Source organism: Bradyrhizobium oligotrophicum (assembly GCF_051168495.1).
GTDB classification, from domain to species: Bacteria; Pseudomonadota; Alphaproteobacteria; order Rhizobiales; family Xanthobacteraceae; genus Bradyrhizobium; species Bradyrhizobium oligotrophicum_A.
This window is the reverse complement of sequence record NZ_JBNPVB010000005.1, coordinates 98,245-123,031: the sequence shown is the minus strand read 5'-3', so window position 1 is coordinate 123,031 and position 24,787 is coordinate 98,245. Positions and strand designations below refer to the sequence as shown.

The following is a 24,787-nucleotide window of genomic DNA, read 5'->3' as shown; positions in this document are numbered from 1 at the left end:
TGAACCGCTATTCTCCCTGGGCGGGTGCTGCGGTGTTCGGCGCGTTGCCGCTGGACCACGATCTCTGAACCGCTATTCTTCCCGTGCGCGTTGATCGAACCGCGATCTGTTGCCGCTGGACCACGATCTCTGAACCGCTATTCTGTCGTGCACGACATGGGCTACGGCCTGCGATTGCCGCTGGACCACGATCTCTGAACCGCTATTCTATCGACACTGAAGGCGCCGGCGAGCGGCGGTTGCCGCTGGACCACGATCTCTGAACCGCTATTCTTCAGGACGGAGGAAGGCACGAGCGAGTTTCGTTGCCGCTGGACCACGATCTCTGAACCGCTATTCTCCGTCCGGATGCTCAGCACCGAACCGGAAAGTTGCCGCTGGACCACGATCTCTGAACCGCTATTCTAAGCGCCACATGAACGACAACTACCGACCGGTTGCCGCTGGACCACGATCTCTGAACCGCTATTCTTTGCCCGCTTCGTAGTCCGCCTTGAACTCAGTTGCCGCTGGACCACGATCTCTGAACCGCTATTCTTCTCGCGGATTTCGTTCGTCATCAGTTTCGAGTTGCCGCTGGACCACGATCTCTGAACCGCTATTCTAGAAACAACTCTGCCTTGAGGGCCTGGCCGAGTTGCCGCTGGACCACGATCTCTGAACCGCTATTCTCCCGGTCTCCGATGGATATTGGTCTGACGTGTTGCCGCTGGACCACGATCTCTGAACCGCTATTCTAGGAGCGCCAGGCGTTGCGCGACATCGCGGGTTGCCGCTGGACCACGATCTCTGAACCGCTATTCTGTCCGGCACGACTGGCGCCGCGGCTGTTGGTTGCCGCTGGACCACGATCTCTGAACCGCTATTCTACGCCGGCAAGATTCGCGGGATGCTCGATCGTTGCCGCTGGACCACGATCTCTGAACCGCTATTCTCCGGCCCGGCCGCTCCGACCGGCTGGGGCGGTTGCCGCTGGACCACGATCTCTGAACCGCTATTCTCGTCGGATTTGAGCGCGTAGAAGCCCCCAGTTGCCGCTGGACCACGATCTCTGAACCGCTATTCTGCGCGGATTGGACGCTTTGAACCGTGAGTGTTGCCGCTGGACCACGATCTCTGAACCGCTATTCTGGCGGGAGCGAGTGCGACCGTCACGAATGTGTTGCCGCTGGACCACGATCTCTGAACCGCTATTCTGGATGTGCACGTATCCCTTTGGAAACAATCGGGATACGTGCCGTCCGGCGGCGGACGAAATGGGTGATGTCGTTAGAACAGGGCAAGCTGATCGGGATTTTTCTTCTGCTTGCGGCGGCGTTGGCCGGAAAAGCGAACGATGTTTTCATACTGCTTGTCCGTGAAGGTCAGGATGTGAACGTCCCCCCGGTCGGGCAGATTTCCCTCGACGCGGCGCAGGTAGGTTTCGAACTGCTCCTTGCCGTTGCAGAAGCGAGCATAGACTGAAAACTGGCTCTTTTCGAACCCTTCATCGAGCAGAAATTCACGAAAGCGGTTCGCCGCCTTGGCTTGGGCTTTCGTCGTGACCGGCAGGTCGAACATCACGAATATCCACATCAGACGATACCCCGTGAGCTGCGTGACGGTCATGGGGATGGATGGCCCAGGCTGCTCAGTTCGAGTGACGAGGGTGGTCGGGGCAGGGCGAGATCGGACGATTTTCCGGTTTCGAAGCATCGGCTCAGCGACTGAGCGAGCCGAACCGCTGCTCCGGAAACCGTCGTGACGCCCGCCTCGCCCGGCAGGTCGATGGCGATCAACCCGGCAAACAGTCGTTTCGTCTCCGGTGTCACCTCCAGGCAGCCGCGCGACTTGAGTTGCGCGGCGATGGCGTCCACCAGCGGCCTGAACGGCTCGATCAGGTCGTCGGCCAGCGCGAAGGCGTTGCCGCGATTGGCATGGTGGATGCCGATCGAGGGATGCAGCCCAGCTGCGACGATCGAGCGGGCGAGCAGGGAGCGCAGGATCGTGTAGCCGTAGTTGAGGAGCCCGTTGATGCCGCCCGCGGCGCGGTCGCGGCGAAAATCCTCGCCCATCAACAGCGGCCAGTAGCGGCGGGCGGCTTGAGCCTCCACATTGTCGGGGTCGCCGGAGCGGACCCGCCGTGCCAGCATGTCGAACGCGTCGGCCGGGGTGCCGCGTGACTCCAGGACCGCGCCTTGCCAACGAATCTTGGCCACGACGACGTCGCGCCAGAGTTGCTTGGCGAGCGGTTTCCCGGCATCCCATTGCGCGCGCATCCGTGCATTCTGTCCGTGATGCCCATCGAGCGGCATGCAAACCGCCGTCGGCGCATGGTTTGGGCCGCACAGCACCATCAGCGCGCCGCGCTCGGCCAGCGCCACGACGAGGTTGGTGCTCCATGTCACGCCGTGGGCATGCACGATGACGGCGGCGACGTCATCCAGCGGAACGCGCCCGGCTTCCTCGCGATCGCGTGTCACGACCAGGAAGCCGCGATGGGCCGACAGATGCTGATTGTCGGTGGCGATGTCGACGATGCGCTCCATCACGTCACCGCCCGTGGCTGATCGCGCGGACCGGGATCGAGCACCCGGCCGAGCTCGTCGATCCTGACCTGACGCGCCTTCCAGGCCTTCAGCGTGTTCGGCGACGGATAGAGATAGTTGAACGGATCGTCCTTGTCCGCCGCCCGGGCCTTGAGCGGGCCACCTTCGTGCAGCGCGGCGAGCGCAAGCTGCCTTTCGGAGAATTTGACGACACGGACCAGTTCGGTCGATCCCGCCCGCTCGACCGCAAGCACGTCGTCTTGATGCAGGCGCATCATCTTCCTGGCCGTGGGATTGCCCTGCCGGACGGCCGAGACCCATTCCGGCTGATGCGCGTCGAACATCGACACGACCTCGGCAATCCATTTGCCGTCCTTCATCTCCCAGACGTCGTAGCGATGATTGGAGTCGCCCTTGTAGCCCTTGTAGGCGCGGCCCTTCGCATCACGAACGGCGATCACCGACAGCGGCTCGATGATGCGAAGGCGCCTGATGCCGCGAAATTGCCCGGGACCAAGCTCCGGGAATTTCAGAATCCTGGCTTCGAAGGCCTTGCCTTCGAGTCCCTTGGTCCAGTCGAGCAGGGCGGCGCGCAGGTCGGGATCGCGCACGCCGTCGAGGTCTTCCCGCTTCGTCAGCGCGGTCAGTGGGACGCGGTGCACGACCAGCTCGTTGCCCTTGGCGTCCTTCTCGCCGGTGAGACCATAGGCGGTGTCGTTGTGCAGCCGCGCGGCCGTGGCATCGCGGCCCGTTGCCAATCCGGCTTTGGAGACCGTGCCATGGTCGGAGCGGTGACTGACCTGGATGCCATTGACGACCTCCTTGAGCTGATCGCGAAAGCCGGGCCAGGGCTCGGGCAGATCGGCCGTCATCCGGTGGGCTGACTCGTGGCCGCGCTGACCGGCCTCGCGCGCAATCCGTTGCAGCAGGCTGCGATCGACGACGCCGGTCACCACCGCATCGATCGCGTGGTGACGGTGATCCCTGCGGTTCTTCGGCTGGTCGGCCCCGCCGGCGAAGTTATGATCCGGGAGCAGCCAGTTCAGGCCCCAGCTGCGTCGCAGCATTTCCGTCAGCCGGCCGGGCGAGGCCCAGACGTGGCTGCTGCTCTCGCCGCGATCGGGATAGAGCGCGCTGAGGTACTCGCGCGCGAGCCGAGACAGATACTGCGTGTCCGTGAGTTGCCTGGCGAGGAAGCCGCCGTCCTTGTCGAAGCGCGACATCGCGTCGGGCTCGAAGCGCCAGCGTTTTCCGCGTGGCAGCCGGGCGGCGCGTGTCGCGATCTCGGGCCAATCGGGCCGATGACCGAAGGCGTCGAACGGCGAACGCTTGCGCTTGTCGCGATTGGCCTCGCGCATGCAGAGCAGGCGGTTGTCGCCGGAATCGTCGAGTGTTTCGCTGAAGGGGAGGATGTGGTCCACCTCGACGGCGCCGGAAAACAGCATCTCGATGGAGATCTGTTGGCCGGTATAGATACAGCGCCGATCGAGCACGTTGTCGGGATTCAATTCTTCCCAGAGCTTCAGCAGCGCCCGGTTGCCGCCTTTGTCGGGAAATCCTATTTCCGTGAGCTTCTTCGATCGCCGTTCGGCCGCCTCGCGGTTCTGGCGGTTGCGGGTGTTGATCTCGCGCTTGCGCTCGTCGTCGAGCTTGAGCTCGCGCGCCAGCTCGATCGCGATCTGCTCGGGCCGCCCGTAACGCTTGATCAAGCGGTTGACCACGCGGCGCAACTGGTTGAGCCCGATGTGGACGGTGGGATTGGTCAGCCGTCCGATGCGCATCTCCTCGGGATCCGACTCATCACCGGTGCCGGGCATGATGTGCCGTTCGAGCGCCACGCCGTAGTAGGGCAGTTCGTCGAGCACTTCGCCGTCGCGGAAATCGGAATGGTGACCCAGACCCGCATTCTTGACCGCATCGCTATAGACGACGACGTCGGCGCGCAGCGCTTCGATCAGGCGCGTCGTGGCCGTCAGACCGAACCGGCCATAGCCCTCGGGCAACCGGGCGGTCACCGTCGCTTTGGCTTGATCCATCGTGAGGCCGTGCGTGCTCTGCAGCCAGTCGAGCAGGGCGTCTTCGTCGTCGTCGCTTTCCTGCTCGCGGACGCGGGAGATGATGTCCCACTGCGTTTCGGCGTCGAGATGAGGCCACCGGTTGCCGAACCGTGTCTTGCTGCCCAGCTCCGCCGCGACCTCGTCCCCTTTGAGGTCCTTGCGATTGTCGCTTTCCTTGTTGAAGCGTGCCTCGGTGTCGAGCTTCAGCACCTTCCGCAGGCTCTCGAAGGTGACGGTGCGCTTGTCCTTGAGTTTCAGATACAGCACGTCCCGCTGCTCGCGCGTCAGCGGGACCGCGGCCTCTCCGGCCCGCACGATCTTCAGCGCGTTCAATTCCTCCAGAAGTCGTCGTTGCTGGAACAGGGGATGAGCCTTCGAAAGGCGCTGCTCGCCGGGCACCAGCGTGCAGGTGCCGACGGTCGGCGCCCTCAGCGGACGCTGATGGAAGATCACCTCGAACAGGCGGTCCCTGATCTCCTCGGTCAACGCATCGGGGTGGTAGGCCGTCTGCGCCGACCATATGGAGTCGAACTCCTCCTCCAGCATCTGCCGGTCGGGGTAGAAGTCGTAGCCGTCGCCCTTCGCACCGTCACCGCTTTCGGGACGCAGCCGCGTGCGCACGCTGGGAATCGCATTGGCGTCCGTCGCGGACGATCTGCGCCCGTGCAGATATTCGCCCAGCGTGACCGCGCCGGCATCCCGCATCGCCTCATGGAGCCGGATCACGCCGAGCCTGATCTTGCCGTCCTCGTCGTTCTTGCCGCGGTCGGCCTTGCGGTTGGATTTGAAGCCGCGGCGCTGGTTGAGATGGAATAGCGCGCGGCCGAGATGATGGAGGGGCAAGGCCTCACGAAGGGCACGGGCGCGCAAGGCAAAGGGATCGAGATCCACCAAGGCGGCGCGTTCGTCGTCATTGGCCGGAAACAGCCCGGCCAGGGTCAGGTGCTTGAGGAGGCCGGCTTGTCTCCGCTTGAAGCGGTCGCGGCGACGGCGCATGGCCCGTGCCGCTCGCCGTTCGACCGCGAGAGACGCTTTGGATTTCGGATCGCGCCCATCGCTGAAGATGCGCGAGCCGGCCGCGACGATGCGGCATGGCGCGTTGCGTTCGTCCAGTTCGATGACGGCCCATCCGAGCGAGTTCGTACCGAGATCAAAAGAAAATCTTGAGGGCATCTATGAATTCCGATGAATGGCAACCGTGATGCTAAAGAGAGTAGGAAGCTAAAGGCAATTAGCGCGAGCATTTTGATCTTAATCATGCCTAGGGCATCTTGGCAAGCATGATCGAATCAGCGTAGAAGGCCTGTGAGACGATGGGGCGAGGTCCACACTCGTTCTGAAAGTTGGAGGTCCACACTTCGACTCGGCAGGTCGCGACCTGATCGTCTGCCGCTAAGCAATTCACGCGGGAAGAATACTCTTGCCACGCAATCATGCCTAGTTGCCGCTTGACCTGATCTTCAGAATGGGGAACTCTTTCATCTTCAGAGATCGTGGTCTGGCGGTTAACAAGCAGTCAGTCTGCAACAGATAAGGGCGGTGCTCCGGCGCCGCCTTTTTTGTTGTCTTAGTTGTCGGACGTACCGACCACCGTGCGCGCTGACGTCAATGCGATTGAAATGTCGCGCCGCGTCAGGGGACGCGTTCCAGGATACGTCATTCGCGCCCAAAGATTTTGCTTTACGAATATCAGAAATCATGCTCTATTGTGCGCATCCCGCCTCACTCGGAGGGGCGTTGCGCGCGATCGTCACGACACGCGAGGCGGGGATGCGATGGCCGCGAGAGATCGCAGCGTCTTCTTGCGAGGGCGCGGACGAACGATCTGACGCGGACGGTCAAGTCGCGTGGTCCTGGCCTCCCGACGCTGAGGTCAAGTTCGCGAGGATGGTGATGCATCCCGCTGATGACGGTGGCCAACAAGCCCGGCGCACCGGGGAGATCGCGAAGCAGCCGTAAGCCCGTCGCGCAGGGAATGCCGGATGATCGGCTTTGCCTGTGGTACCTGCCGCCTGCATTTTCTTGAGCAGGCGGGCCATGGGTGGGGCCTTCACCCGGCATTCCCTGCGCCCTTCGACTTTGTCCGAGGGCGAACGAGAAGAGCAAACCTCGGACGCAGCCGCGTCGCGGGAAGCCGTTGCATGTTTTTCCGGCCGTCGCGTCAAACTCTGCCGTCGTCCCGGGCAAGTCCCGACGGCGCGAAGCGGCGGCGAGGGCGCCGACCCGGGACCGATACTCCGCGGCGTTTGTTGCTGCGCGCAAGGCGATCCATCTTGCGCCGTCCCGTCGGCCGGTGGTTATGGATCCCGGCGTTCGCCGGGATGACGGCGGTGGTTGTGGAGGCGCCGAGCGGAGCGGTGAGGAGGGCAAGGCAAGGCCACTCGATCTGGAGTCTCAGCGCGAGCCGAAATCCGTTCGCAGCCGCAACGGCTTGGCCGGACGACTTAAATTCCGGATGGCGGTTCGCAGGCAGGCTGTGTATAACGCCCGCGCCGCGGCGGGGGACCGAGCGCGCGGCGTTTCGCGAAGGGAGTCGAAAGCCATGACCGAGCGCTGGAGCCCGGAGAGCTGGCGTTCCAAGCCGGTGCAGCAGGTGCCTGACTATCCCGACCACAAGGCGCTGGCCGAGGTCGAGGCGCAGCTTGCGACCTTCCCGCCGCTGGTGTTCGCCGGCGAGGCGCGCAACCTCAAGAAATCGCTGGCGCGGGTGGCGGCCGGCGAGGCGTTCCTGCTGCAGGGCGGCGACTGCGCCGAGAGCTTCGCCGAGCACGGCGCCAACAATATCCGCGATTTCTTCCGCGTGCTGCTGCAGATGGCGGTGGTCATGACCTATGCCGGCGCGGTGCCGGTGGTGAAGGTCGGGCGCATCGCCGGCCAGTTCGCCAAGCCGCGCTCCTCGCCGACCGAGAAGATCGACGGCGTCGAGCTGCCGAGCTATCGCGGCGACATCGTCAACGACACCGCCTTCACGCCCGAGGCGCGCATCCCCAATCCGCAGCGCCAACTCGATGCCTACCGGCAGTCGGCGGCGACGTTGAACCTGCTGCGTGCGTTCGCCACCGGCGGCTTCGCCAATCTCGGCAGCGTGCATCAATGGATGCTCGGCTTCGTCAAGGACTCTCCGCAGTCGCGCCGCTACAAGGAGCTCGCCGACCGCATCTCCGAGGCGCTCAACTTCATGCGCGCCTGCGGCCTCGACCTCGAGAGCCATCCGGAGCTGCGCGCCACCGATTTCTACACCAGCCACGAGGCGCTGCTGCTCGGCTACGAGCAGGCCTTCACCCGCGTCGATTCGACGACGGGCGACTGGTACGCGACCTCTGGCCATTTCATCTGGATCGGCGACCGTACCCGCCAGCTCGACCACGGCCATGTCGAATATTTCCGCGGCATCAGGAATCCGATCGGCCTGAAATGCGGCCCGTCGCTGAAGCCGGACGAGCTGCTGAAGCTGATCGACATCCTCAACCCCGACAACGAGCCGGGCCGGCTGACCCTGATCAACCGCTTCGGCGCCGACAAGGTCGGCGATCACCTGCCGGGCTTGATCCGCGCGGTGCAGCGGGAAGGGCGCAAGGTGGTGTGGTCGTGCGATCCGATGCACGGCAACACCATCACCTCGAATTCGGGCTACAAGACCCGGCCGTTCGACCGCATCATTTCCGAGGTGCGGGCGTTCTTCGCGGTCCATGCCGCGGAGGGCACCCATGCCGGCGGCATCCATCTGGAGATGACCGGCCAGGACGTTACCGAATGCATCGGCGGCGCGCGCGCGATCACCGACGAGGATCTCAACGACCGCTATCACACGGTGTGCGATCCCAGGCTCAATGCCGAGCAGTCGATCGACATGGCGTTCCTGATCGCCGAACTGCTCAAGCAGCAGCGCGGCGGCAAGTCCGCGCCGATGCCGGCAGTCGCGGGTTTCTGATGCTGCGCATCTGGCGCGCGACGCTCAACTCGCGCAATGGTCTGGCCTTCGCTCTTCGCTCCGAGCAGGCGGTGCGCGAAGAGGTCATCGCGCTGCTCCTGGCGCTGCCGCTCGCCTATGTGATCGGGACGACGCCGATGCGCAGCGTCGAGCTGGTCTGCGCGGTCATGCTGGTGCTGGTCGTCGAGCTGCTCAACACCGCAATCGAGAAGCTCGCCGATCGCCTCACCACCGAGCACGATCTGCAGATCGGCCGCGTCAAGGATCTCGGCTCGGCCGCGGTCGGCGTCGCGCTGCTGATGTCCGGCGGCTTCTGGCTGTTCGCGATCGCCGAGCGGCTCGGGCTGTTGTGATCAGGGCGAGCCAGTGAGTTGAGACATGGCCGCTGACATCTTCAGGATCACGCTGGCCCAGCTCGACCCGACCGCCGGCGACATCGCCGGCAACGCCGCGAAGGCACGCGACGCGCGCGCCAAGGCCGCGGCCGACGGTGCCGATCTGGTGGTGCTGCCGGAGCTGTTCATGGCCGGCGGCGGGCCGGACGATCTGACTCCCGAGGTCCAGTCCGCCTGCCGCGCCGCGGTCGAGGCACTGGCGGGCGAGACGGCCGATGGCGGGCCGGCCGTGCTGATCGGCACGCCCTGGGCCGAGGGCGGCAAGCTCTACAATGCCTGCGCACTGCTCGACGCCGGCCGCATCGCCGCAACGCGCTTCAAGACCAATCTGCCGCGCGCAGGCGCGTTCGCGCGCGGCCCGGCGGCGGGTCCGGTCAGCGTGCGCTGCGTTCGCATCGGCGTGGCCATCGGCGAGGACATCCGGGTCGAAGAGGCCGACGACGACAACGTCGTCGAGACCCTGGCCGAGACCGGCGCCGAGCTGATCGTGGTGCCCGCTGCCGCGCCCTACATCCGCGGCAGCAGCGACCGGCGGCTCTCGGCCGCCGTCGCGCGCGTCACCGAGAGCGACCTGCCGCTGCTCTGGCTCAATCAGACCGGCGGCCACGGCGATCAGGTGTTCGACGGCGCGTCCTTCGCACTGAATGCCGACCTGTCGATATCAGCGCAACTGCCGGGCTTCGTTGCCGACATCACCACGCTGGCATGGCGCAGGGGCGATGACGGCTGGGAGTGCAGGGGGCCGGTCAGCGCGCCAGTGGATGGTGACGAAGCGGACTACGCCGCCTGCGTGCTCGGCCTGCGCGACCGCGTCGCCAAATCCGGCTTCACCGGTGTCTTGCTCGGCCTGAGCGGGGACGTCGCGTCGGCGCTGACCCTGGCGATGGCGGTCGATGCGCTCGGACCCGGCAAGGTCCGCGCTGTGGTGCTGTCCGGGCCCGACACCGCGCAGGCGTCGCGGGATGAGGCCACGGCGCTCGCGGCGCGGCTCGGCGTCGCCTCCGAGATGGTACCAATCGCGGCGGCCGTTGCGGGCTTCGAGCAGCTGCTGCCTGGCCCGCTTGCCGGCGGCGCCCGTCACGAGCTGTTGGCACGGGTGCGCGCCACGCTGCTGATTGCACTCGCGAGCACGTCCGGCGCGCTGGCCGTCGCGACACGCAGCCGGGCGGAGCAGTGGGGCGGGCGTGAAGGCGAGGCCGACGCGATCGCGCCGCTCGAAGACGTCACCGCGGCGCAGGTGATTCGTCTGGCCCTGTTGCGGAATCGCTGGAAGCCCGCGGACGCGCTGGGACCGGCGGGCGAGGTCATACCGCCTGGCCTGATCACGCGCCCGCCCGGCGACGGTCAGAGCCCGGTCGATCGCGCCGGCCGTGCGTCGTCAGGCGCGCGCGAAGGATGACGCCGATGTCCCGGCTGATCTCCTCAGCGCGCCGGAATGAAGGTCGGTCCGACCGTGCGGATCTGCTTGTCGCCGCCGGCACCGGTCGTGGCATCGGCAGCGGCCGGGGCAGTGGCCGTCGTGTCGGCGGGTGCGCCGCCCTTCTTGGCGGCGGTCGCCGGCGGCTTGCCGGTCTGGCGCTGCTGCATCCGCCTGGCGCTCTCTTCGGTGACGATGATGTCGCCCTGTTCGGCGGCGGAGGCCTTGTCGTCGATCGATTTCAGCGCCTCGGCCCAGGTCTGTCCCGCCGCCTTGCACGAGCAGCTCGGGTTGAACTCGGTGCGATACTTGAAGGCGTTCGGCAGCGCGGTGTAGGGCTGGCCGTTGACCGAGACCGCCTGGTTCATGTCCTCGCCGGGGTTGCGATAGGTGAACAGCGACGCATCGGCGGCGGGGCATTGCGCCTTGCAGGCGCGCTCGTCATCGGCGAAGCGGCCGGGCACGGTGGCGAACGAGATCGGGAAATAGGCGCCGTCGCAGCTGCGCACGCAGACGGTGCGATAGGTGCCCTGGGGCGCGGCGAGATCGGCGCTCGGCGGGGGCAGCGATGCGGCGGGATTGCTGTCGGCACCGCCGCCGAACAGGCTGGTCAGGAAATTGCCGCCGCCGCCACCGCCGCGATTCGCATTGGCGTATTGCTGGTACTGCGGCCCGCAACTGTTCTGGCCCAGCGCCGCCAGCACGGAACGGCGCTGGTTGTCGCGCTCGCCGCCGAAGCCGCCGCGCAGCCGCTCGAGATTGCTGGTGATCTGGTCCAGATTGGCGCGCATCTGCTGGATCTGGTTGTTCACGGGGGCGCATTCGGCCGAGCGGCCGTTGAACAGCGAGAAGAAGCCTGTGCTGTCGCAGCCCATCCGCTTGGCCTGCATGCTGACGCGGTCGAGCTCGCCCTGCTGCTTGGCGGCGGCATCCTGATAGCGCCGGATCTGGTCTTCGCGCGCCGGATCACCGCCGCCGCCGCGGTCGATCGAGGCGAGCTGCGCCTCGAGGCGCGGGCAGATCGGGTTGACGCCGGCCTGTGGCGCGGGCTGGCCGGGGGCCATCTGCGCATAGGAATCGGAGCTGGATTGCGCCAGGGCATGCGAGCCGGTCAGCGTCAATCCGAGCAACGCGGAACAGGCCAACAGGCGCGGAGACAGGGGAGCGATCAAGATGCGGTATTCCGGTCCATGGGTGCTGCCGCGGGGCTAGCACAGAATTCGGAAAAATCGCGGCAGCGGCCGGCATCCCATAGCCGCTTTGTCGGGCATCGTCACGTCCATTCCGGGGCGCTGACGTGGCGGGAACAGCCGTTCCCCGGCGCGTCAGCGCTGGCAGGTGATCGCGACATAGTCGTTGCAGCCGCCATGGGTGCAGTTTCCACCGGCTTTCGGCACCGACCCCGTGATTTCGTCAGGGTCGACACGGCGGTAGGAGGAGGCCTGCGCAAAATCACGTGATTGGCAGTAGGACCGGGCGGCCGAAGCGCCGCATCTGTCGCCCTTGGCCAGGCATTGGTCGACGCCATAGCCGTCAGCTTCGTTGGCGATGATGAAGATGCGGCTCTCCGCCGAAGCGGTCGTCGCGGCGGCGAGGAGAACAGAGCTGGCGAGCAGCGCCGAGAAGAATCGCATGGTGCACCGATCGATGAGGGCTACAACTCATGGTTAGGTCAAAAAGGTTAAAAATGATTAACCATGAGGCAGGGCGGGTGCATTTGGGCGGAGAAAACGGCTGTTTTGCGGCTCTTGACGAGAACACGGGGCTGGCTCATGGTAGTCTACATGAACGGTTTCCTCGCCATCGGCTGCATTTGCCGCGAGATTACGAGCTAGCGATTTGCTGGCTGAGGCCGTCTTTTCTCAACAGAGATGATCAGGACGCCCGGCCGGCAGGTCGGGAGCGTGATTCGTGCCGTGGCCGCCCGCCTGCGGGCCGTCGTCCGGCGTAGGAGATTCGTTGCGTCTCGCCGGGGGGCTGCAGTCAGCGCGGTCCGGCCAGACGACAGGCACAGGCATCTGGGGACGAACCATGGACTTGCGTTTGTACGACACCGCCTCGCGGGAAAAGCGCGCCTTCGTGCCGCTCGATCCCAAGAATGTCCGCATGTATGTTTGCGGACCGACGGTCTACGACTTCGCCCATATCGGCAACGCGCGGCCCGTGATCGTCTTCGACGTGCTGTTCCGGCTGCTGCGCCATCTCTATGGCGCCGACCACGTCACCTATGTCCGCAACATCACGGATGTCGACGACAAGATCAATGCGCGAGCGGCGCGTGACTTTCCCGGGCTGCCGCTGAACGAGGCGATCCGGAAGGTCACGGAGGTGACTGCCGACCAGTTTCACAGCGATACAACTGCGCTCGGCAGCCTGCCGCCGACCTTCGAGCCGCGCGCGACCGACTTCGTGCTGCCGCGTCCCGACGGCAAGGCGGACATGGTGACGCTGATCAGGCAGCTGATCGCGCGCGGCCATGCCTATGAGGCCGGCGGCGAGGTGCTGTTCGATACGCAGTCGATGCCGGATTATGGCGCACTGTCGGGCCGCAGGCTCGACGAGCAACTCGCCGGCGCGCGCGTCGCCGTCGACGCGCACAAGAAGCATCCGGCCGACTTCGTACTGTGGAAGCAGTCGTCCGAGGACGAGCCGGGATGGGACAGCCCATGGGGCCGCGGCCGTCCAGGCTGGCATATCGAGTGCTCGGCGATGAGCGCGGCCTATCTCGGCGAGATCTTCGACATCCATGGCGGCGGGCTCGACCTGATCTTTCCGCATCATGAGAACGAGATCGCGCAGTCGCGCTGCGCCCACGGCACCCAGGTGATGGCGAACTACTGGCTGCACAACGAGTTCGTGCAGGTCGAGGGCGCGAAGATGTCGAAGAGCCTCGGTAACTTCGTGACCATCCGCGACCTGCTCGCGGACTGGCCCGGCGAGGTGCTGCGCCTCAACATGCTCAAGATGCATTATCGCTCGCCGGCCGACTGGACGGTCAAGGGGCTGGAAGAAAGCGCGAAGACGCTCGATGACTGGTATCGCGTCGCGGCCGATGTGCCGGGCGAGCAGCCGGAGCCTGCGGTCATCTCCGCACTGCTCGACGACATCAACACGCCGCTGATGATCGCCGAGCTGCACGCGTTGCGGAGCCGCGCGGCGTCCGGCGGTGACGCCGAGCGCGCCGCGTTCGCTGGCTCGCTCCGCTATGCGGGCTTCCTGTCCGAGACAGCGACGCAGTGGGAAGCACGCAAACAGGAAGCCCGCGGAGTCGATGCCGCTCAGGTCGAGATCCTGATTGGGGAACGGACCGCCGCGCGTGCCCGCAAGGATTTCAAGGAGTCGGACCGGCTCCGTGACAAACTCGCGGCAATGGGCGTGGTGCTCAAGGACGGCAAAGGCCCCGACGGCAAGCCGGTGACGACCTGGGAGATCGCGCGATGAGCAGGCCCGACACGCCATTCCCACGGCATTGGCTGTACTACATCGTGCTCAAATTCGCGGTGATTGCGGGCGCCGTTGCGCTGGTGACGAAGCTCTATGGCATCTGGTGAGACGATGGGACAGGCCCTACCGAGACCCGCACTGCGGCCTTTTCTCCCGGCCGACACGCCCGTGCTGGCAGCGATTTTCGTTGCCAGCATCCAGGAGCTGACCGGTGACGACTACAGCGAGGAGCAGCAGGAGGCCTGGGCCTCGGCGGCCGAGGATGAGGCTGGCTTCGGCAAGAAGCTGGCGTCGGGGCTGACCCTGATCGCGACGCTGCAGGGTTCGCCCGTCGGCTTCGCGGCGCTGAAGGGCAATGATCACATCGACATGCTCTATGTGCATCCGAGCGTTGCGGGGCAGGGCGTCGGCGCCTTGCTGTGCGATGCACTGGAGAAGCTCGCGGGCGCACGCGGCACGGCCGATCTCTCCGTCGATGCCAGCGATACCGCGGTGGAGTTCTTCCGCAAGCGCGGCTACGTCGCGCAGCAGCGCAACAGTATCTCGATCAACGGCGAGTGGCTCGCCAACACCACGATGAAGAAGGCGCTCGGCGCCGGAGCGCAGGCATGACCGCGGCAGGCACCAGCAAGGAACGGCTCTATCTGTTCGACACCACCTTGCGCGATGGTGCGCAGACCAACGGCGTCGACTTCACGCTGGCGGACAAGCAGGCGATCGCGCGCCTGCTCGACGATCTCGGCATCGACTATGTCGAGGGCGGCTATCCCGGCGCCAATCCGCTCGACACCGAGTTTTTCGCGCAGAGGCCGAAGCTCGGCCACGCCCGCTTCACCGCCTTCGGCATGACGCGCCGCGCCGGCCGCTCGGTCTCCAACGATCCCGGCGTGGCGGCGCTGCTGGACGCCAAGGCGGACGCGATCTGCTTCGTCGCCAAATCCTCGGCCTATCAGGTGCGCGTGGCGCTCGAGACCACCAATGAAGAGAACCTCGCCTCGATCCGCGACAGTGTGACGGCGGCCAAGGCCGCGGGGCGCGAGGTCATGCTCGACTGCGAACACTTCTTCGACGGCTACAAGGAGAATGCGGAGTTTGCGCTGGCCTGCGCCCGCGCGGCCTATGAGGCCGGCGCGCGCTGGGTCGTGCTGTGCGACACCAATGGCGGCACCATGCCGCATGAGATCGAGGCCATCGTCGGCGAAGTCAGCAAGCATGTGCCCGGCGATCATCTCGGCATTCACGCCCATAACGACACCGAGCAGGCGGTGGCCAACACGCTGGCGGCCGTGCGCGCCGGCGCGCGCCAGATCCAGGGGACCTTGAACGGGCTCGGCGAGCGCTGCGGCAACGCCAATCTGTGCTCGCTGATCCCGACCTTGAAGCTGAAGGCGGAGTTTTCGGATCGCTTCGAGATCGGCGTCTCCGACCAGCAACTCGGCGGCCTGATGAAGGTGTCGCGCACGCTCGACGACATGCTCAACCGCGCGCCGAACCGGCATGCTCCTTACGTCGGCGAGAGCGCCTTCGTCACCAAGACCGGCATCCATGCCTCCGCCGTGCTCAAGGATCCGCACACCTACGAGCATGTGCTGCCCGAGAGTGTCGGCAATCATCGCAAGGTGCTGGTGTCGGACCAGGCCGGCCGCTCCAACGTCATCGCGGCGCTGGAGCGCGGTGGCATCCCGTTCGCCAAGAGCGATCCGAAGCTGACGCGCCTCGTCGAGGAGCTGAAGGAACGCGAGGCCGCCGGATATGCCTATGAGTCCGCCAATGCCTCGTTCGAGCTGCTGGCACGGCGAACGCTCGGCTCGGTGCCGGAGTATTTCCGGGTCGAGCAGTTCGACGTCAATGTCGAGCAGCGCTACAACGCGCTCGGCGAGCGCGTCACGGTCGCGCTGGCCGTCGTCAAGGTCGACGTCGCCGGTGAGCGGCTGATCTCGGCGGCCGAAGGCAACGGCCCGGTCAACGCGCTCGACGTCGCGCTGCGCAAGGATCTCGGCAAGTACCAGGGCTTCATCGATGGCCTCAAGCTGATCGACTACCGGGTGCGTATCCTCAACGGAGGCACCGAGGCGGTCACGCGCGTCCTGATCGAGAGTGCGGACGAGACCGGCGAGCGCTGGACGACGGTCGGTGTCTCACCCAACATCATCGACGCCTCGTTCCAGGCGCTGATGGATTCGGTGTTCTACAAGCTGGTGAAGTCGGGCGCCGCGGGATGACAATGAGGAGCCGTCATTGCGAGCGAAGCGAAGCAATCCAGAGTCCCGCCCACGACTCTGGATTGCTTCGTCGCTTTGCTCCTCGCAATGACGAATGGAGAGAGCGGGGAGTCAACGCATGATCGACCACGTCTCCGTCGGCGTCAGCGACCTCGCCCGCAGCGCGCGGTTCTACGAACGCGCGTTGGCTCCGCTGGGCATGACCCGGCAGGTCGAGCGGCCTAAGAACATCGGCTTCGGCAAAACCTATCCGGAACTCTGGATCAACCTGCGCTCCGCGATGGCGCGCGTGCCGGCCGACACCGGCTCGCATCTCTGCTTGCGCGCCAAGACCACTGCGGAGGTCGATGCCTTCCACGCGGCAGCTGTTGAAGCAGGCGGCGTCTCGGATGGTGCGCCGGGGCTGCGGCCGCATGATCGCGTGCGCTATTATGCGGCCTTCGTGCTCGATCCGGACGGCAATCGGATCGAGGCGGTGACGTTCCTGGCGGAGTAGGATCAGAGCCGCTTGGCGATGTCAGGTGCCATCTCGGTCTCTTCCCGGGCAACGCCGGCGGCGGCCTCGCGCAGGCGCGGCAGGATGTCCTCGACGCGCTCGGCCTTCAGCAACTCGATCTGGAAGCCGGGGCGGATGAACTCGGTCTCGCGCATATGCGCGAGCAGCGAGAACAGCGGCTCCCAGAAGCCGTCGATATTGGCCATCAGCACCGGCTTGGCGTGGCGGCCGAGCTGCTTCCACGTCAGCTGCTCGACCAGCTCCTCCAGCGTGCCGATGCCGCCGGGCAGCGCGACGAACGCGTCGGAATGCTCGAACATCAGCCGCTTGCGTTCGTGCATGTCCGGCGTGACGATGAGGTCCTTGAGCGGCATCATGACCTCCTTCTTCACCAGGAAGTCGGGGATGATGCCGGTCACCTCGCCGCCATGATCGAGCACGGCCTTGGCGACCGCGCCCATCATGCCGATGGAGCCGCCGCCATAGACGAGCCTGACGCCGTTCTCGGCGAAGACCTTGCCGAGCGCTTTCGCCGATTCGATGAAGCTGGGATTGGTCCCCGGGCCGGAGCCGCAATAGACACAGACGGTGCGGATTTCAGTCATTGGACGGATGTGACACTGCAGTTGAAAGGCGTCAAGACGGAGGCGGAGAGGCTGGATTCGCAGGCTTTCACGGAACGGTCCACACGATCTGGATGCATTTGTCTGAATTTGAATATGCAAATACTGCGCCGCGGTAACGGATTCCGTTGTCACACGGGTGCATCCAGCGCCCGGACACTCTATATGACGCAGGCAACACACGGCATCACCACAACATGCCACGCCCCTTGCTGTTCCAGATCGCTTGATGCCCCCTGACTCCTCGTCCAATCCCGCCACCAGCCAGCCGCCTGCGCCCCTGGAACAGGGGACGCTGGCCGGCACGCTGCGGCATTTGTGGCCCTTCATCTGGCCGAGCGATCGTGCCGATCTGAAGATGCGGGTGCTGTGGTCCGTGGTGCTGCTGATCGCGGCCAAGATCGCAACGCTGTTTCTGCCCTTCACCTTCAAATGGGCGACCGATGCGCTGACCGGCGCCAACACCGCGCCGATCCAGCCCGGCAATTGGGCGTTCTGGCTGGTGGCCTCGCCGGTAGCCATGACGGCGAGCTACGGCGCGATGCGCGTGCTGATGGCGGTGCTGACGCAATGGCGCGACGGTATTTTCGCCCGCGTCGCCATGCATGCGGTGCGCAAGCTCGCGACCATCACCTTCGTCCACATGCACGAATTGTCGCTGCGCTTTCATCTCGAGCGCAAGACCGGCGGACTGACCCGCGTGCTCGAACGCGGCCGCAACGCGATCGAGACCATCGTGCGCATGGTGATCCTGCAGCTGATCCCGACCATCGTCGAGGTCTCGCTGCTGACCGCCGTGCTGCTGTGGCAATTCGACTGGCGCTACGTGCTGGTCACGCTGGCGATGGTCGCGGCCTATCTCTACTACACCTACATCGCGACCGAGTGGCGCATCGAGATCCGGCGCCGGATGAACGATTCGGACACGGACGCCAACACCAAGGCGATCGACTCGCTGCTCAACTACGAGACGGTGAAGTATTTCAGCGCGGAGGCGCGCGAGGCCGCGCGCTACGACCGCTCGATGGAATACTATGAGCGCGCCAGCGTGAAGACCTATACTTCGCTCGCCGTGCTCAACGCGGGGCAGGCGGTGATCTTCACCATCGGACTGACTGCGGCGATGCTGATGTGCGCCCAGGGCGTGCGCGAGGGGCGCAACACCGTCGGCGACTTCGTCATGATCAACAGCATGATGATCCAGCTCTACCAGCCGCTGAACTTCATGGGCATGGTGTACCGCGAGATCAAGCAGGCGATCATCGACATCGAGATGATGTTCGGCGTGTTGACGCGCGATCCGGAGGTGAAGGAAACGCCCGGCGCCAAGCCGCTGGTGGTGACGTCAGGCCATGTCCGTTTCGAGGACGTCCGTTTCGCCTATGAGCCCGGCCGGCCTATCCTGCAGGGGCTCAGCTTCGACGTTCCCGCGGGCAAGACGGTCGCGATCGTGGGGCCCTCGGGTGCCGGCAAATCGACCATCTCGCGGCTGCTGTTCCGCCTCTACGACGTGTCCGGCGGCCGCATCCTGATCGACGGGCAGGACATCCGCGACGTCACCCAGGTGTCGCTGCGCGCGCAGATCGGCATGGTGCCGCAGGATACCGTGCTGTTCAACGACACCATCCGCTACAACATCCGCTATGGACGCTGGGAGGCCGACGACGCCGCGGTCGAGGAGGCGGCGCGGCTGGCCCAGATCGATGGTCTGATCCGGATGGCGCCCAAGGGCTACGAGACCCAAGTCGGCGAGCGCGGGCTGAAGCTCTCGGGCGGCGAAAAGCAGCGGGTAGCGATCGCGCGCACGATCCTCAAGGGACCGCCGATCCTGGTGCTCGACGAGGCCACCTCGGCGCTCGACAGCCACACCGAGCACGAGATCCAGGAGGCGCTCGACCGGGTGTCGCGCAACCGCACCTCGCTGGTGATCGCGCACCGGCTCTCGACCATCGTTTCAGCCGACGAGATCATCGTGCTCGACCGCGGCCGGATCGCGGAGCGGGGCACCCATACCGAGCTTCTGGCGAAAGGCGGGCTCTATGCCGGCATGTGGAACCGGCAGCGGGAGGCCGAGGCGGCGCGCGAAAAACTGGCGCAGATCGGCGACGAGGCCGCGGCACCCAACCGTAATCCGCCGGTGGCGACCGATTCTGTGGCAAGTGCGGCCGAATGAGCCCGCGAAACGCCGCGATCCGAGTTCAAGGAATCATTTTGACCTTCGCACGCCGTCGACCTAGTCAAGGCGGCGGTCCGCTCTGAGGTCAGAGGGACGACATCTCAACGAAGCAGGCCATGTCGATCAGCAATTCCATCCGCGCCCAGATCCCGCCGATCCACCCCGAAGGCTATCCGTTCATCGGAGGCTTCGCATTGATCAGCCTGATCCTGTTCTGGATCTTCACGCCGCTCGGCTGGATCGGCACGCTGCTCACCGTCTGGTGCGCGCTGTTCTTCCGCGATCCGATCCGGGTGACCCCGCAGCGGGACGGGCTCGTGGTGGCGCCCGCCGACGGGCGGATCTCGATGATCACGCGGGCGTTGCCGCCGGCCGAACTCGGCCTGGGCGAATTGCCGCTGCTGCGCGTGTCGATCTTCATGAGCGTCTTCAACGTGCACGTGAACCGCAGCCCGGTGGCCGGGCGGATCGAAAAGATCGCCTACCGTCCGGGCGCCTTCATCAATGCCGAGCTCGACAAGGCGAGCGAGGACAATGAGCGCAACTCGTTGGCAATCTCGACGCCGCACGGCAAGATCGGCGTGGTCCAGATCGCGGGCCTGGTGGCCCGCCGCATCGTGTCGTTCGTGCGCGAGGGGCAGACCATCGGCGCCGGCGAACGCTTCGGGCTGATCCGCTTCGGCTCGCGGCTCGACGTCTATCTGCCCGACGGCACCGAGGTTCTGGTCTCGGAGGGGCAGACCGCCATCGCCGGCGAAACAATTCTGGCCGATTTCGACGTGCCCGTACCGGGCCTGACGTTCCGCAGCCAGTGAACCATCGCCTGCAGGGGATGACCCATTCACGGGACTTTGGCCGGGATCCGGGATAAGGTCCCGTGAAACCCATGCTGGTGTGACCATGAGCTTCGATCCGACCTCTCCCGAACTGCGCCGCCGCCGTTTCCGTCCCATTCCGGTGCGGATGCTGGTGCCGAACATGATCACTCTGCTGGCAATCTGCGCCGGCCTGACCGCCATCCGGCTGTCGACCGAGGGCCGCATGGAGCTTGCGGTCGGCGCCATCGTGTTCGCCGCCTTCCTCGACGGCATCGACGGCCGCATCGCCCGCATGATCAAGGGGCAGTCGAAGTTCGGCGCCGAGCTCGACAGCCTGGCCGACTTCGTCAATTTCGGCGTCGCGCCGGGCCTGATCCTGTATTTCTGGCAGCTCCACGAGCTGCGCGACGGCGGCTGGATCGCCGCCATGATGTACGCCATCAGCGGCGGGCTGCGGCTGGCGCGCTTCAATGCCAGCATCGACGATCCCAACAAGCCGCCGTTCGCCGCCAATTTCTTCACCGGCGTGCCCGCGCCGCTGGGCGCCATCACGGTGCTGCTGCCGGTGTATCTGGCCTTCCTGGGCCTGCCGAAGCCGCCGGCGCTGGTGACGGCGCTCTACACCCTGCTGATCGCCTTCCTGATGGTGTCGCGGCTGCCGGTGTTCTCCGGCAAGACCACGCGGATGCGGGTATCGCCCGAGCTCGTGCTGCCGGTGTTCGCGGCCGTCGTGTTCTTCGTCGCGCTGCTGGTGGTGTATCCCTGGCAGATCCTGTCCGCGGCATCGATCCTGTACATGCTCAGCCTGCCGTTCGGCTGGCGCCTGTACCGCCAGCAGGCCGCGCGGCATGCGGCCGCGCTCGGCGCTACGGTGGCAGCACCGCAGCCTGCGTCCTCATCCACGACGGCATTTACGCCGACGGGCGCGCCGGCGGTGGAGCAGGAGCCGCGCCCGCCCGAACGGCTGCACTGAGCGCAGGGCCGCCGACCCGGCCCGCGCCTTGCCGCTTTCGAGGCGTCGGTTATACCGGATGCAAGGACGGCGATGATGTCCGTCCGCAGCCTTCGGAGACAACGCCCTTGACCCATTCCGCCGCCGCGCCGCTCGCGCCTTCCATCATCGAGGCGCTCGCGCGCTACGATACGCCGACCATCTGCAACGCGATGGAGATCGTGGCGCCCGAGCGCCGCCTGATCGGCTACACCACCAAGCCGCTGGTCTGCCCGTTCCCCGACCTGCCGCCCATGGTCGGCTATGCGCGCACGGCGACGATCCGATCGGTGGTGAAGTCCGGCCTGCCGGCGGACGAGCAGGCCAGGCTGCGCACCGACTATTACGAATATGTTGGCACCGGCCACGGTCCCCGCGTCGTCGTGATCCAGGACATCGACGGGCCGGACGTCGGCTACGGCGCGTTCTGGGGCGAGGTGCAGAGCAACGTCCACAAGGCGCTCGGCTGCCTCGGCGTGATCACGGATGGATCGATCCGCGACATTCCGCAATGGGCTCCCGGTTTCCAGGCGCTGGCCGGCTCGATCGGGCCATCGCATGCCTGGGTGCATGCCGAGAGCTTCGGCGGCGAGGTTCGTGTCGCCGGCATGACGGTGCGCTCGGACGATCTCATTCACTCCGACCGCCACGGCGCCATCGTGATCCCGGCGGACATCGCCGCCAAGCTGCCGGAGGCCGCCGAACTCTGCGCCCGTCGCGAAACGCCGATCCTCGAGATCGCACGGCGTGCGGATTTCTCGCTCGAGAAGCTGAAGGACGCGCTGAAGCGCTCCGCCGAGATTCATTGAGCCGCACTTCGCGGAGCCCCTCGATGGAGCCGCACCGCCCGCGGTGCGGCTCGCGTGGCGAGCCCGGCCGTGGCGGGCGCCTTCACGGATGCGACGACCTCATCCGGATGACTACGGGGAGCAGCCTCAACTGCAGCCAGATCGATCGATCGCGGTCGCCGATTACCCGCAAACGGCTTCGGGAGGCGGAAGGTTAAGCGGTCCTCGCTCGTTCAGAAGATTTTATCCATCAAGCTTTACCTGATGGCTAGCCTGCACGGTTAGGCATGTCGTTCGAGGAAACGAGAGACATGCGCAGGCTGATATCCATATCGACGCCGGTGTTCGGCCGGCTCGACCGGGCCGTCGACGGCATGGTCCGGCTGATCGGGCATTTCGGCAGCGCCGTGATCGGCCTGTCGGCGATCGCGCTGGTATGGGCCGGCTTGTTCTACACGATCTCTGAGGAATATGTCCGCACCGAACAGTCGGCGCTGAAGAACGGCGCCAATCTCGCGCGCGCCTTTGAAGAGCAAATCATCCGCTCGATCCGCGCGGCGGACCAGACCTTGCTCTATGTTCGCGATACCTACGCGAAGGATCCGCAGAACTTCGACATGTCGTTGTGGTCGAAGAACAGCCGGTTTCTGTCCGATTTTTCATTTCAGGTGGTCGTGATCGGCAAGGACGGCATCATGCTGTCCAGCAACATCGATCCGAAGTTGCGCGGCCTCGACCTGCACGACCGCGAGCATTTCCGTGTCCATGCCGACGGCAAGGACGACGTTCTCTTCATCAGCAAGCCGATCTTCGGCCGTGTCTCCAACAAATGGTCGATTCAGCTGACGCGCCGAATCATCATGCCGGACGGCTCGTTCGGCGGCGTCGTGGTGGTGTCGCTCGACCCGGAATATCTGTCGAGCTTCTACAATTCGGTCGATCTCGGCAAGAAGGGCAACGTCACCCTGGTCGGTCTCGACGGCCTCGTGCGCGCACGGGCCTCGGCCGGTCCGGGGGGCGTGGGGTCCTCGCTCGCCGGCAGTCCGGTGATGAGCGCCATCCAGCAAAGAAGCAGCGGCTTCTATACGTTCAAGAGCCTGATCGACGGCATCGCGCGAATCTACTCGTTCCAGCGGGTCAAGGATCAGCCGCTGGTGGTCATCGTCGGTCAGGCCTCCGAGGAGATCTTCAGCGCCTTCAAGCTCAACCGCGATCGCGATCTCCTGGTCGGTGCGTTGCTGACGGTGGTGATCGGCATCATCACCATCCTGATCGCGCGCTACCAGGCCGGGCTGGCCGCGTCGCGCGATGCGGCCGAGGCGGGCACGCGGGCACGCTCGGAATTCCTGGCGATGATGAGCCACGAGATCCGGACGCCCATGAACGGGGTCATCGGTCTCGCCGACCTGTTGCTGTCGGCGGATCTCGCGCCGGAGCAGCGCAAGATCGCGACCACCTTGCGTGAATCGGCGGACTATCTGCTGCAACTCCTCAACGACGTCCTCGACTTCTCCAAGCTCGATGCCGATCGCCTGGAGATCGAGCACATCGAGTTCGACCTGCACCGCTCGGTGATTGCGACCGCGGAGCTGCTGGTGTCGCGCGCGAACGAGAAGGGCCTGCAACTGACGACGTCGATCGCGCCGGAGGTGCCGAGCTACGTGGTCGGCGATCCCGCGCGGTTGCGCCAGGTGCTGTTCAACCTGGTCGGCAATGCGCTCAAGTTCACCGAAGCCGGCGGCGTTCATATCGACGTGCATGCCGAGAACCTCGCCGGGCCTCATCTGACCCTGGTGTTCTCGGTCGCCGATACCGGAGTCGGCATTCCCGCGGAAGCCGTCGGACGCCTGTTCAAGCAGTTCTCGCAGGTCGACAACTCGATCTCGCGCCGCTTCGGCGGCACGGGGCTCGGTCTTGCGATCTGCAAGCGCCTCGTCACCTGCATGGGCGGCGACATCACGGTGCAGAGCAAGGTCGGCGAGGGCAGCACCTTCACATTCTCGATCCAGGTCCAGCCGCAACCGCAGCCGGACGTCGATCAGGTCGGCGCGCCCGAGGCGACCATCGTCCCGGGCGGCGAGGCGATCCCGGAAGAGCGGCCGGCCAGCGTCGAGCCGCTCAAGGTCCTCGTGGCCGAAGACAATCTCACCAATCAGTTCGTGATCAAGAAGCTCCTGGACAAGCTCGGTCACGGCTACGACATCGTCGAGAACGGCACCCAGGCCATCGCGGCCGTTCAAAAGCAGCCTTACGACCTCGTGCTCATGGACATGATGATGCCGGAGATGGACGGGCTCACGGCGACGCGGATGATCCGCTCGCTGCCGCCGCCCGCGCAGGACGTCTACATCATCGCTCTGACGGCCAACGCCACCAGCCAGGATCATCTGGCGTGTACGGACGCCGGCATGAACGACTTCGTGACCAAGCCGGTCACGCGCGATCGACTGAATGCCGCTCTGCTTCGCGCCGCGGCTGCCACACACAAGGAAAGGCTTGTCGCATGACCGACCTGGTGCAATTTGATGAATCCGTCTACCAGATCCTGATCTCCGAACTCGGAGAGGAGGACGCGCTGGAGGTGCTACGGACCTTCCTCGACGACACGTCCGGAAAATTCGGCAAGCTCGCGGCCAAGTTCGAGGATCGGCTCGAACTGAAGCGCGAGGCGCATTCCATCAAGAGCTCGTCGGCGACGTTCGGTTTCTCGGCGCTGTCACGGCTGTCGCGCGAGCTCGAGCTCGGCTCGGCGACGATGGAGCCGGCGCAAATGCTGGAAATGGTTCACAAGATGCAGCAATCGTTCGAGCAGGCCGTCCTGTTTGCCGAGACGAACCTGCTGAAGCGGGGCGTGGCGGCGGCCTGAATTCGGCCGCTGACGCTGCTGATGGAAGCGCGTGT

19 protein-coding genes and 1 CRISPR repeat array (1 of these 20 cut by a window edge) are annotated in these 24,787 nt (G+C 65.5%); of the genes, 13 read left to right on the top strand and 6 right to left on the bottom strand.

Annotated features, from left to right (window positions below; all coding sequences use genetic code 11):
- A CRISPR array of direct repeats spans positions 1-1,197; the repeat unit is 36 nt; unit sequence GTTGCCGCTGGACCACGATCTCTGAACCGCTATTCT; it reaches 88 nt to the left of the window's first position.
- Positions 1,198-1,269: 72 nt separating this feature from the next.
- The 3 genes from cas2 to cas9 are packed head-to-tail and all read right to left on the bottom strand — an operon-like array spanning position 1,270 to position 5,758.
- Complete coding sequence (cas2, locus tag ACQR1B_RS12260) at positions 1,270-1,608, bottom strand: CRISPR-associated endonuclease Cas2 (RefSeq protein WP_434831854.1); 339 nt, start codon at positions 1,606-1,608, stop codon at positions 1,270-1,272.
- The gene (cas1, locus tag ACQR1B_RS12255) at positions 1,605-2,528 is read right to left on the bottom strand and encodes a type II CRISPR-associated endonuclease Cas1 (RefSeq protein WP_434831855.1); all 924 of its coding nucleotides are present in this window, start codon (positions 2,526-2,528) and stop codon (positions 1,605-1,607) included. Before cas1 ends, cas2 begins: the two co-directional genes overlap by 4 nt.
- Positions 2,528-5,758, bottom strand: coding sequence for a type II CRISPR RNA-guided endonuclease Cas9 (gene cas9, locus ACQR1B_RS12250; RefSeq protein WP_434831856.1), 3,231 nt, complete (start codon positions 5,756-5,758; stop codon positions 2,528-2,530). The genes cas1 and cas9 overlap by 1 nt, the downstream gene beginning before the upstream one ends.
- 1,369 nt (positions 5,759-7,127) lie before the next feature.
- On the opposite strand from cas9, the gene ACQR1B_RS12245 reads away from it, so the two are divergent.
- The 3 genes from ACQR1B_RS12245 to ACQR1B_RS12235 are packed head-to-tail and all read left to right on the top strand — an operon-like array spanning position 7,128 to position 10,310.
- The gene (locus ACQR1B_RS12245) at positions 7,128-8,516 is read left to right on the top strand and encodes a class II 3-deoxy-7-phosphoheptulonate synthase (RefSeq protein WP_434831857.1); all 1,389 of its coding nucleotides are present in this window, start codon (positions 7,128-7,130) and stop codon (positions 8,514-8,516) included.
- Positions 8,516-8,869: a diacylglycerol kinase gene (locus ACQR1B_RS12240; RefSeq protein WP_434831858.1), complete on the top strand. Its 354-nt coding sequence runs from the start codon at positions 8,516-8,518 to the stop codon at positions 8,867-8,869. Before ACQR1B_RS12245 ends, ACQR1B_RS12240 begins: the two co-directional genes overlap by 1 nt.
- Positions 8,870-8,894: 25 nt before the next feature.
- Complete coding sequence (locus ACQR1B_RS12235) at positions 8,895-10,310, top strand: nitrilase-related carbon-nitrogen hydrolase (RefSeq protein ID WP_434831859.1); 1,416 nt, start codon at positions 8,895-8,897, stop codon at positions 10,308-10,310.
- 23 nt (positions 10,311-10,333) lie between these two features.
- On the opposite strand, the gene ACQR1B_RS12230 is transcribed toward ACQR1B_RS12235, so the two are convergent.
- Positions 10,334-11,500, bottom strand: coding sequence for a DUF2865 domain-containing protein (locus ACQR1B_RS12230; protein ID WP_434831860.1), 1,167 nt, complete (start codon positions 11,498-11,500; stop codon positions 10,334-10,336).
- A gap of 153 nt (positions 11,501-11,653) precedes the next feature.
- Positions 11,654-11,962 carry a hypothetical protein gene (locus ACQR1B_RS12225; protein ID WP_434831861.1) on the bottom strand — a complete coding sequence of 103 codons (309 nt, stop codon included), beginning with the start codon at positions 11,960-11,962 and terminating at the stop codon, positions 11,654-11,656.
- Positions 11,963-12,359: 397 nt separating this feature from the next.
- Here ACQR1B_RS12225 and cysS point away from each other — a divergent pair, with 397 nt between their 5' ends.
- The 4 genes from cysS to ACQR1B_RS12205 all read left to right on the top strand — a co-directional run bounded on the left by cysS (position 12,360) and on the right by ACQR1B_RS12205 (position 16,490).
- Entirely contained in the window at positions 12,360-13,769 is a 1,410-nt protein-coding gene (cysS, locus tag ACQR1B_RS12220) for a cysteine--tRNA ligase (RefSeq protein WP_434831862.1), read from the top strand.
- 114 nt (positions 13,770-13,883) lie between these two features.
- On the top strand, positions 13,884-14,384 hold the full coding sequence (locus ACQR1B_RS12215) for a GNAT family N-acetyltransferase (RefSeq protein WP_434831863.1): 501 nt from the start codon (positions 13,884-13,886) through the stop codon (positions 14,382-14,384).
- Complete coding sequence (gene cimA, locus ACQR1B_RS12210; protein ID WP_434831864.1) at positions 14,381-15,994, top strand: citramalate synthase; 1,614 nt, start codon at positions 14,381-14,383, stop codon at positions 15,992-15,994. The genes ACQR1B_RS12215 and cimA overlap by 4 nt, the downstream gene beginning before the upstream one ends.
- Positions 15,995-16,112: 118 nt before the next feature.
- A complete protein-coding gene (locus ACQR1B_RS12205) occupies positions 16,113-16,490 on the top strand; it encodes a VOC family protein (RefSeq protein ID WP_434831865.1) in 378 nt (125 codons plus the stop codon).
- Positions 16,491-16,492: 2 nt separating this feature from the next.
- Here ACQR1B_RS12205 and ACQR1B_RS12200 read toward each other — a convergent pair whose 3' ends face one another.
- Positions 16,493-17,095: a TIGR00730 family Rossman fold protein gene (locus tag ACQR1B_RS12200; RefSeq protein ID WP_434831866.1), complete on the bottom strand. Its 603-nt coding sequence runs from the start codon at positions 17,093-17,095 to the stop codon at positions 16,493-16,495.
- Positions 17,096-17,342: 247 nt separating this feature from the next.
- Here ACQR1B_RS12200 and ACQR1B_RS12195 point away from each other — a divergent pair, with 247 nt between their 5' ends.
- The 6 genes from ACQR1B_RS12195 (at position 17,343) to ACQR1B_RS12170 (ending at position 24,752) form a co-directional block, all read left to right on the top strand.
- Positions 17,343-19,286 (top strand): ABCB family ABC transporter ATP-binding protein/permease, encoded by a 1,944-nt coding sequence (locus tag ACQR1B_RS12195; protein WP_434831867.1) that lies wholly within the window; start codon positions 17,343-17,345, stop codon positions 19,284-19,286.
- 101 nt (positions 19,287-19,387) lie between these two features.
- Positions 19,388-20,104 (top strand): phosphatidylserine decarboxylase, encoded by a 717-nt coding sequence (locus tag ACQR1B_RS12190; protein WP_434831978.1) that lies wholly within the window; start codon positions 19,388-19,390, stop codon positions 20,102-20,104.
- An 85-nt stretch (positions 20,105-20,189) separates the two neighbouring features.
- Positions 20,190-21,080 carry a CDP-alcohol phosphatidyltransferase family protein gene (locus ACQR1B_RS12185; RefSeq protein WP_434831868.1) on the top strand — a complete coding sequence of 297 codons (891 nt, stop codon included), beginning with the start codon at positions 20,190-20,192 and terminating at the stop codon, positions 21,078-21,080.
- A gap of 107 nt (positions 21,081-21,187) precedes the next feature.
- A complete protein-coding gene (locus tag ACQR1B_RS12180) occupies positions 21,188-21,907 on the top strand; it encodes an RraA family protein (protein WP_434831869.1) in 720 nt (239 codons plus the stop codon).
- A gap of 290 nt (positions 21,908-22,197) precedes the next feature.
- Positions 22,198-24,393 carry an ATP-binding protein gene (locus ACQR1B_RS12175; protein ID WP_434831870.1) on the top strand — a complete coding sequence of 732 codons (2,196 nt, stop codon included), beginning with the start codon at positions 22,198-22,200 and terminating at the stop codon, positions 24,391-24,393.
- Positions 24,390-24,752 carry an Hpt domain-containing protein gene (locus ACQR1B_RS12170; RefSeq protein ID WP_434831871.1) on the top strand — a complete coding sequence of 121 codons (363 nt, stop codon included), beginning with the start codon at positions 24,390-24,392 and terminating at the stop codon, positions 24,750-24,752. The genes ACQR1B_RS12175 and ACQR1B_RS12170 overlap by 4 nt, the downstream gene beginning before the upstream one ends.
- Positions 24,753-24,787: the final 35 nt, after the last annotated feature.

What these genes read in the sequence shown, in the direction of transcription:
- ACQR1B_RS12205 (WP_434831865.1), top strand. Translation starts at nt 16,113, where the DNA reads ATGATCGACCACGTCTCCGTCGGCGTCAGCGACCTCGCCCGCAGCGCG.
- ACQR1B_RS12235 (WP_434831859.1), top strand. Translation starts at nt 8,895, where the DNA reads ATGGCCGCTGACATCTTCAGGATCACGCTGGCCCAGCTCGACCCGACC.
- ACQR1B_RS12200 (WP_434831866.1), bottom strand. Translation starts at nt 17,095, where the DNA reads ATGACTGAAATCCGCACCGTCTGTGTCTATTGCGGCTCCGGCCCGGGG.
- ACQR1B_RS12185 (WP_434831868.1), top strand. Translation starts at nt 20,190, where the DNA reads ATGAGCTTCGATCCGACCTCTCCCGAACTGCGCCGCCGCCGTTTCCGT.
- cysS (WP_434831862.1), top strand. Translation starts at nt 12,360, where the DNA reads ATGGACTTGCGTTTGTACGACACCGCCTCGCGGGAAAAGCGCGCCTTC.
- ACQR1B_RS12245 (WP_434831857.1), top strand. Translation starts at nt 7,128, where the DNA reads ATGACCGAGCGCTGGAGCCCGGAGAGCTGGCGTTCCAAGCCGGTGCAG.
- cas1 (WP_434831855.1), bottom strand. Translation starts at nt 2,528, where the DNA reads ATGGAGCGCATCGTCGACATCGCCACCGACAATCAGCATCTGTCGGCC.
- cas2 (WP_434831854.1), bottom strand. Translation starts at nt 1,608, where the DNA reads ATGACCGTCACGCAGCTCACGGGGTATCGTCTGATGTGGATATTCGTG.
- cas9 (WP_434831856.1), bottom strand. Translation starts at nt 5,758, where the DNA reads ATGCCCTCAAGATTTTCTTTTGATCTCGGTACGAACTCGCTCGGATGG.
- ACQR1B_RS12215 (WP_434831863.1), top strand. Translation starts at nt 13,884, where the DNA reads ATGGGACAGGCCCTACCGAGACCCGCACTGCGGCCTTTTCTCCCGGCC.
- ACQR1B_RS12175 (WP_434831870.1), top strand. Translation starts at nt 22,198, where the DNA reads ATGCGCAGGCTGATATCCATATCGACGCCGGTGTTCGGCCGGCTCGAC.
- cimA (WP_434831864.1), top strand. Translation starts at nt 14,381, where the DNA reads ATGACCGCGGCAGGCACCAGCAAGGAACGGCTCTATCTGTTCGACACC.
- ACQR1B_RS12240 (WP_434831858.1), top strand. Translation starts at nt 8,516, where the DNA reads ATGCTGCGCATCTGGCGCGCGACGCTCAACTCGCGCAATGGTCTGGCC.
- ACQR1B_RS12195 (WP_434831867.1), top strand. Translation starts at nt 17,343, where the DNA reads ATGCCCCCTGACTCCTCGTCCAATCCCGCCACCAGCCAGCCGCCTGCG.
- ACQR1B_RS12170 (WP_434831871.1), top strand. Translation starts at nt 24,390, where the DNA reads ATGACCGACCTGGTGCAATTTGATGAATCCGTCTACCAGATCCTGATC.
- ACQR1B_RS12225 (WP_434831861.1), bottom strand. Translation starts at nt 11,962, where the DNA reads ATGCGATTCTTCTCGGCGCTGCTCGCCAGCTCTGTTCTCCTCGCCGCC.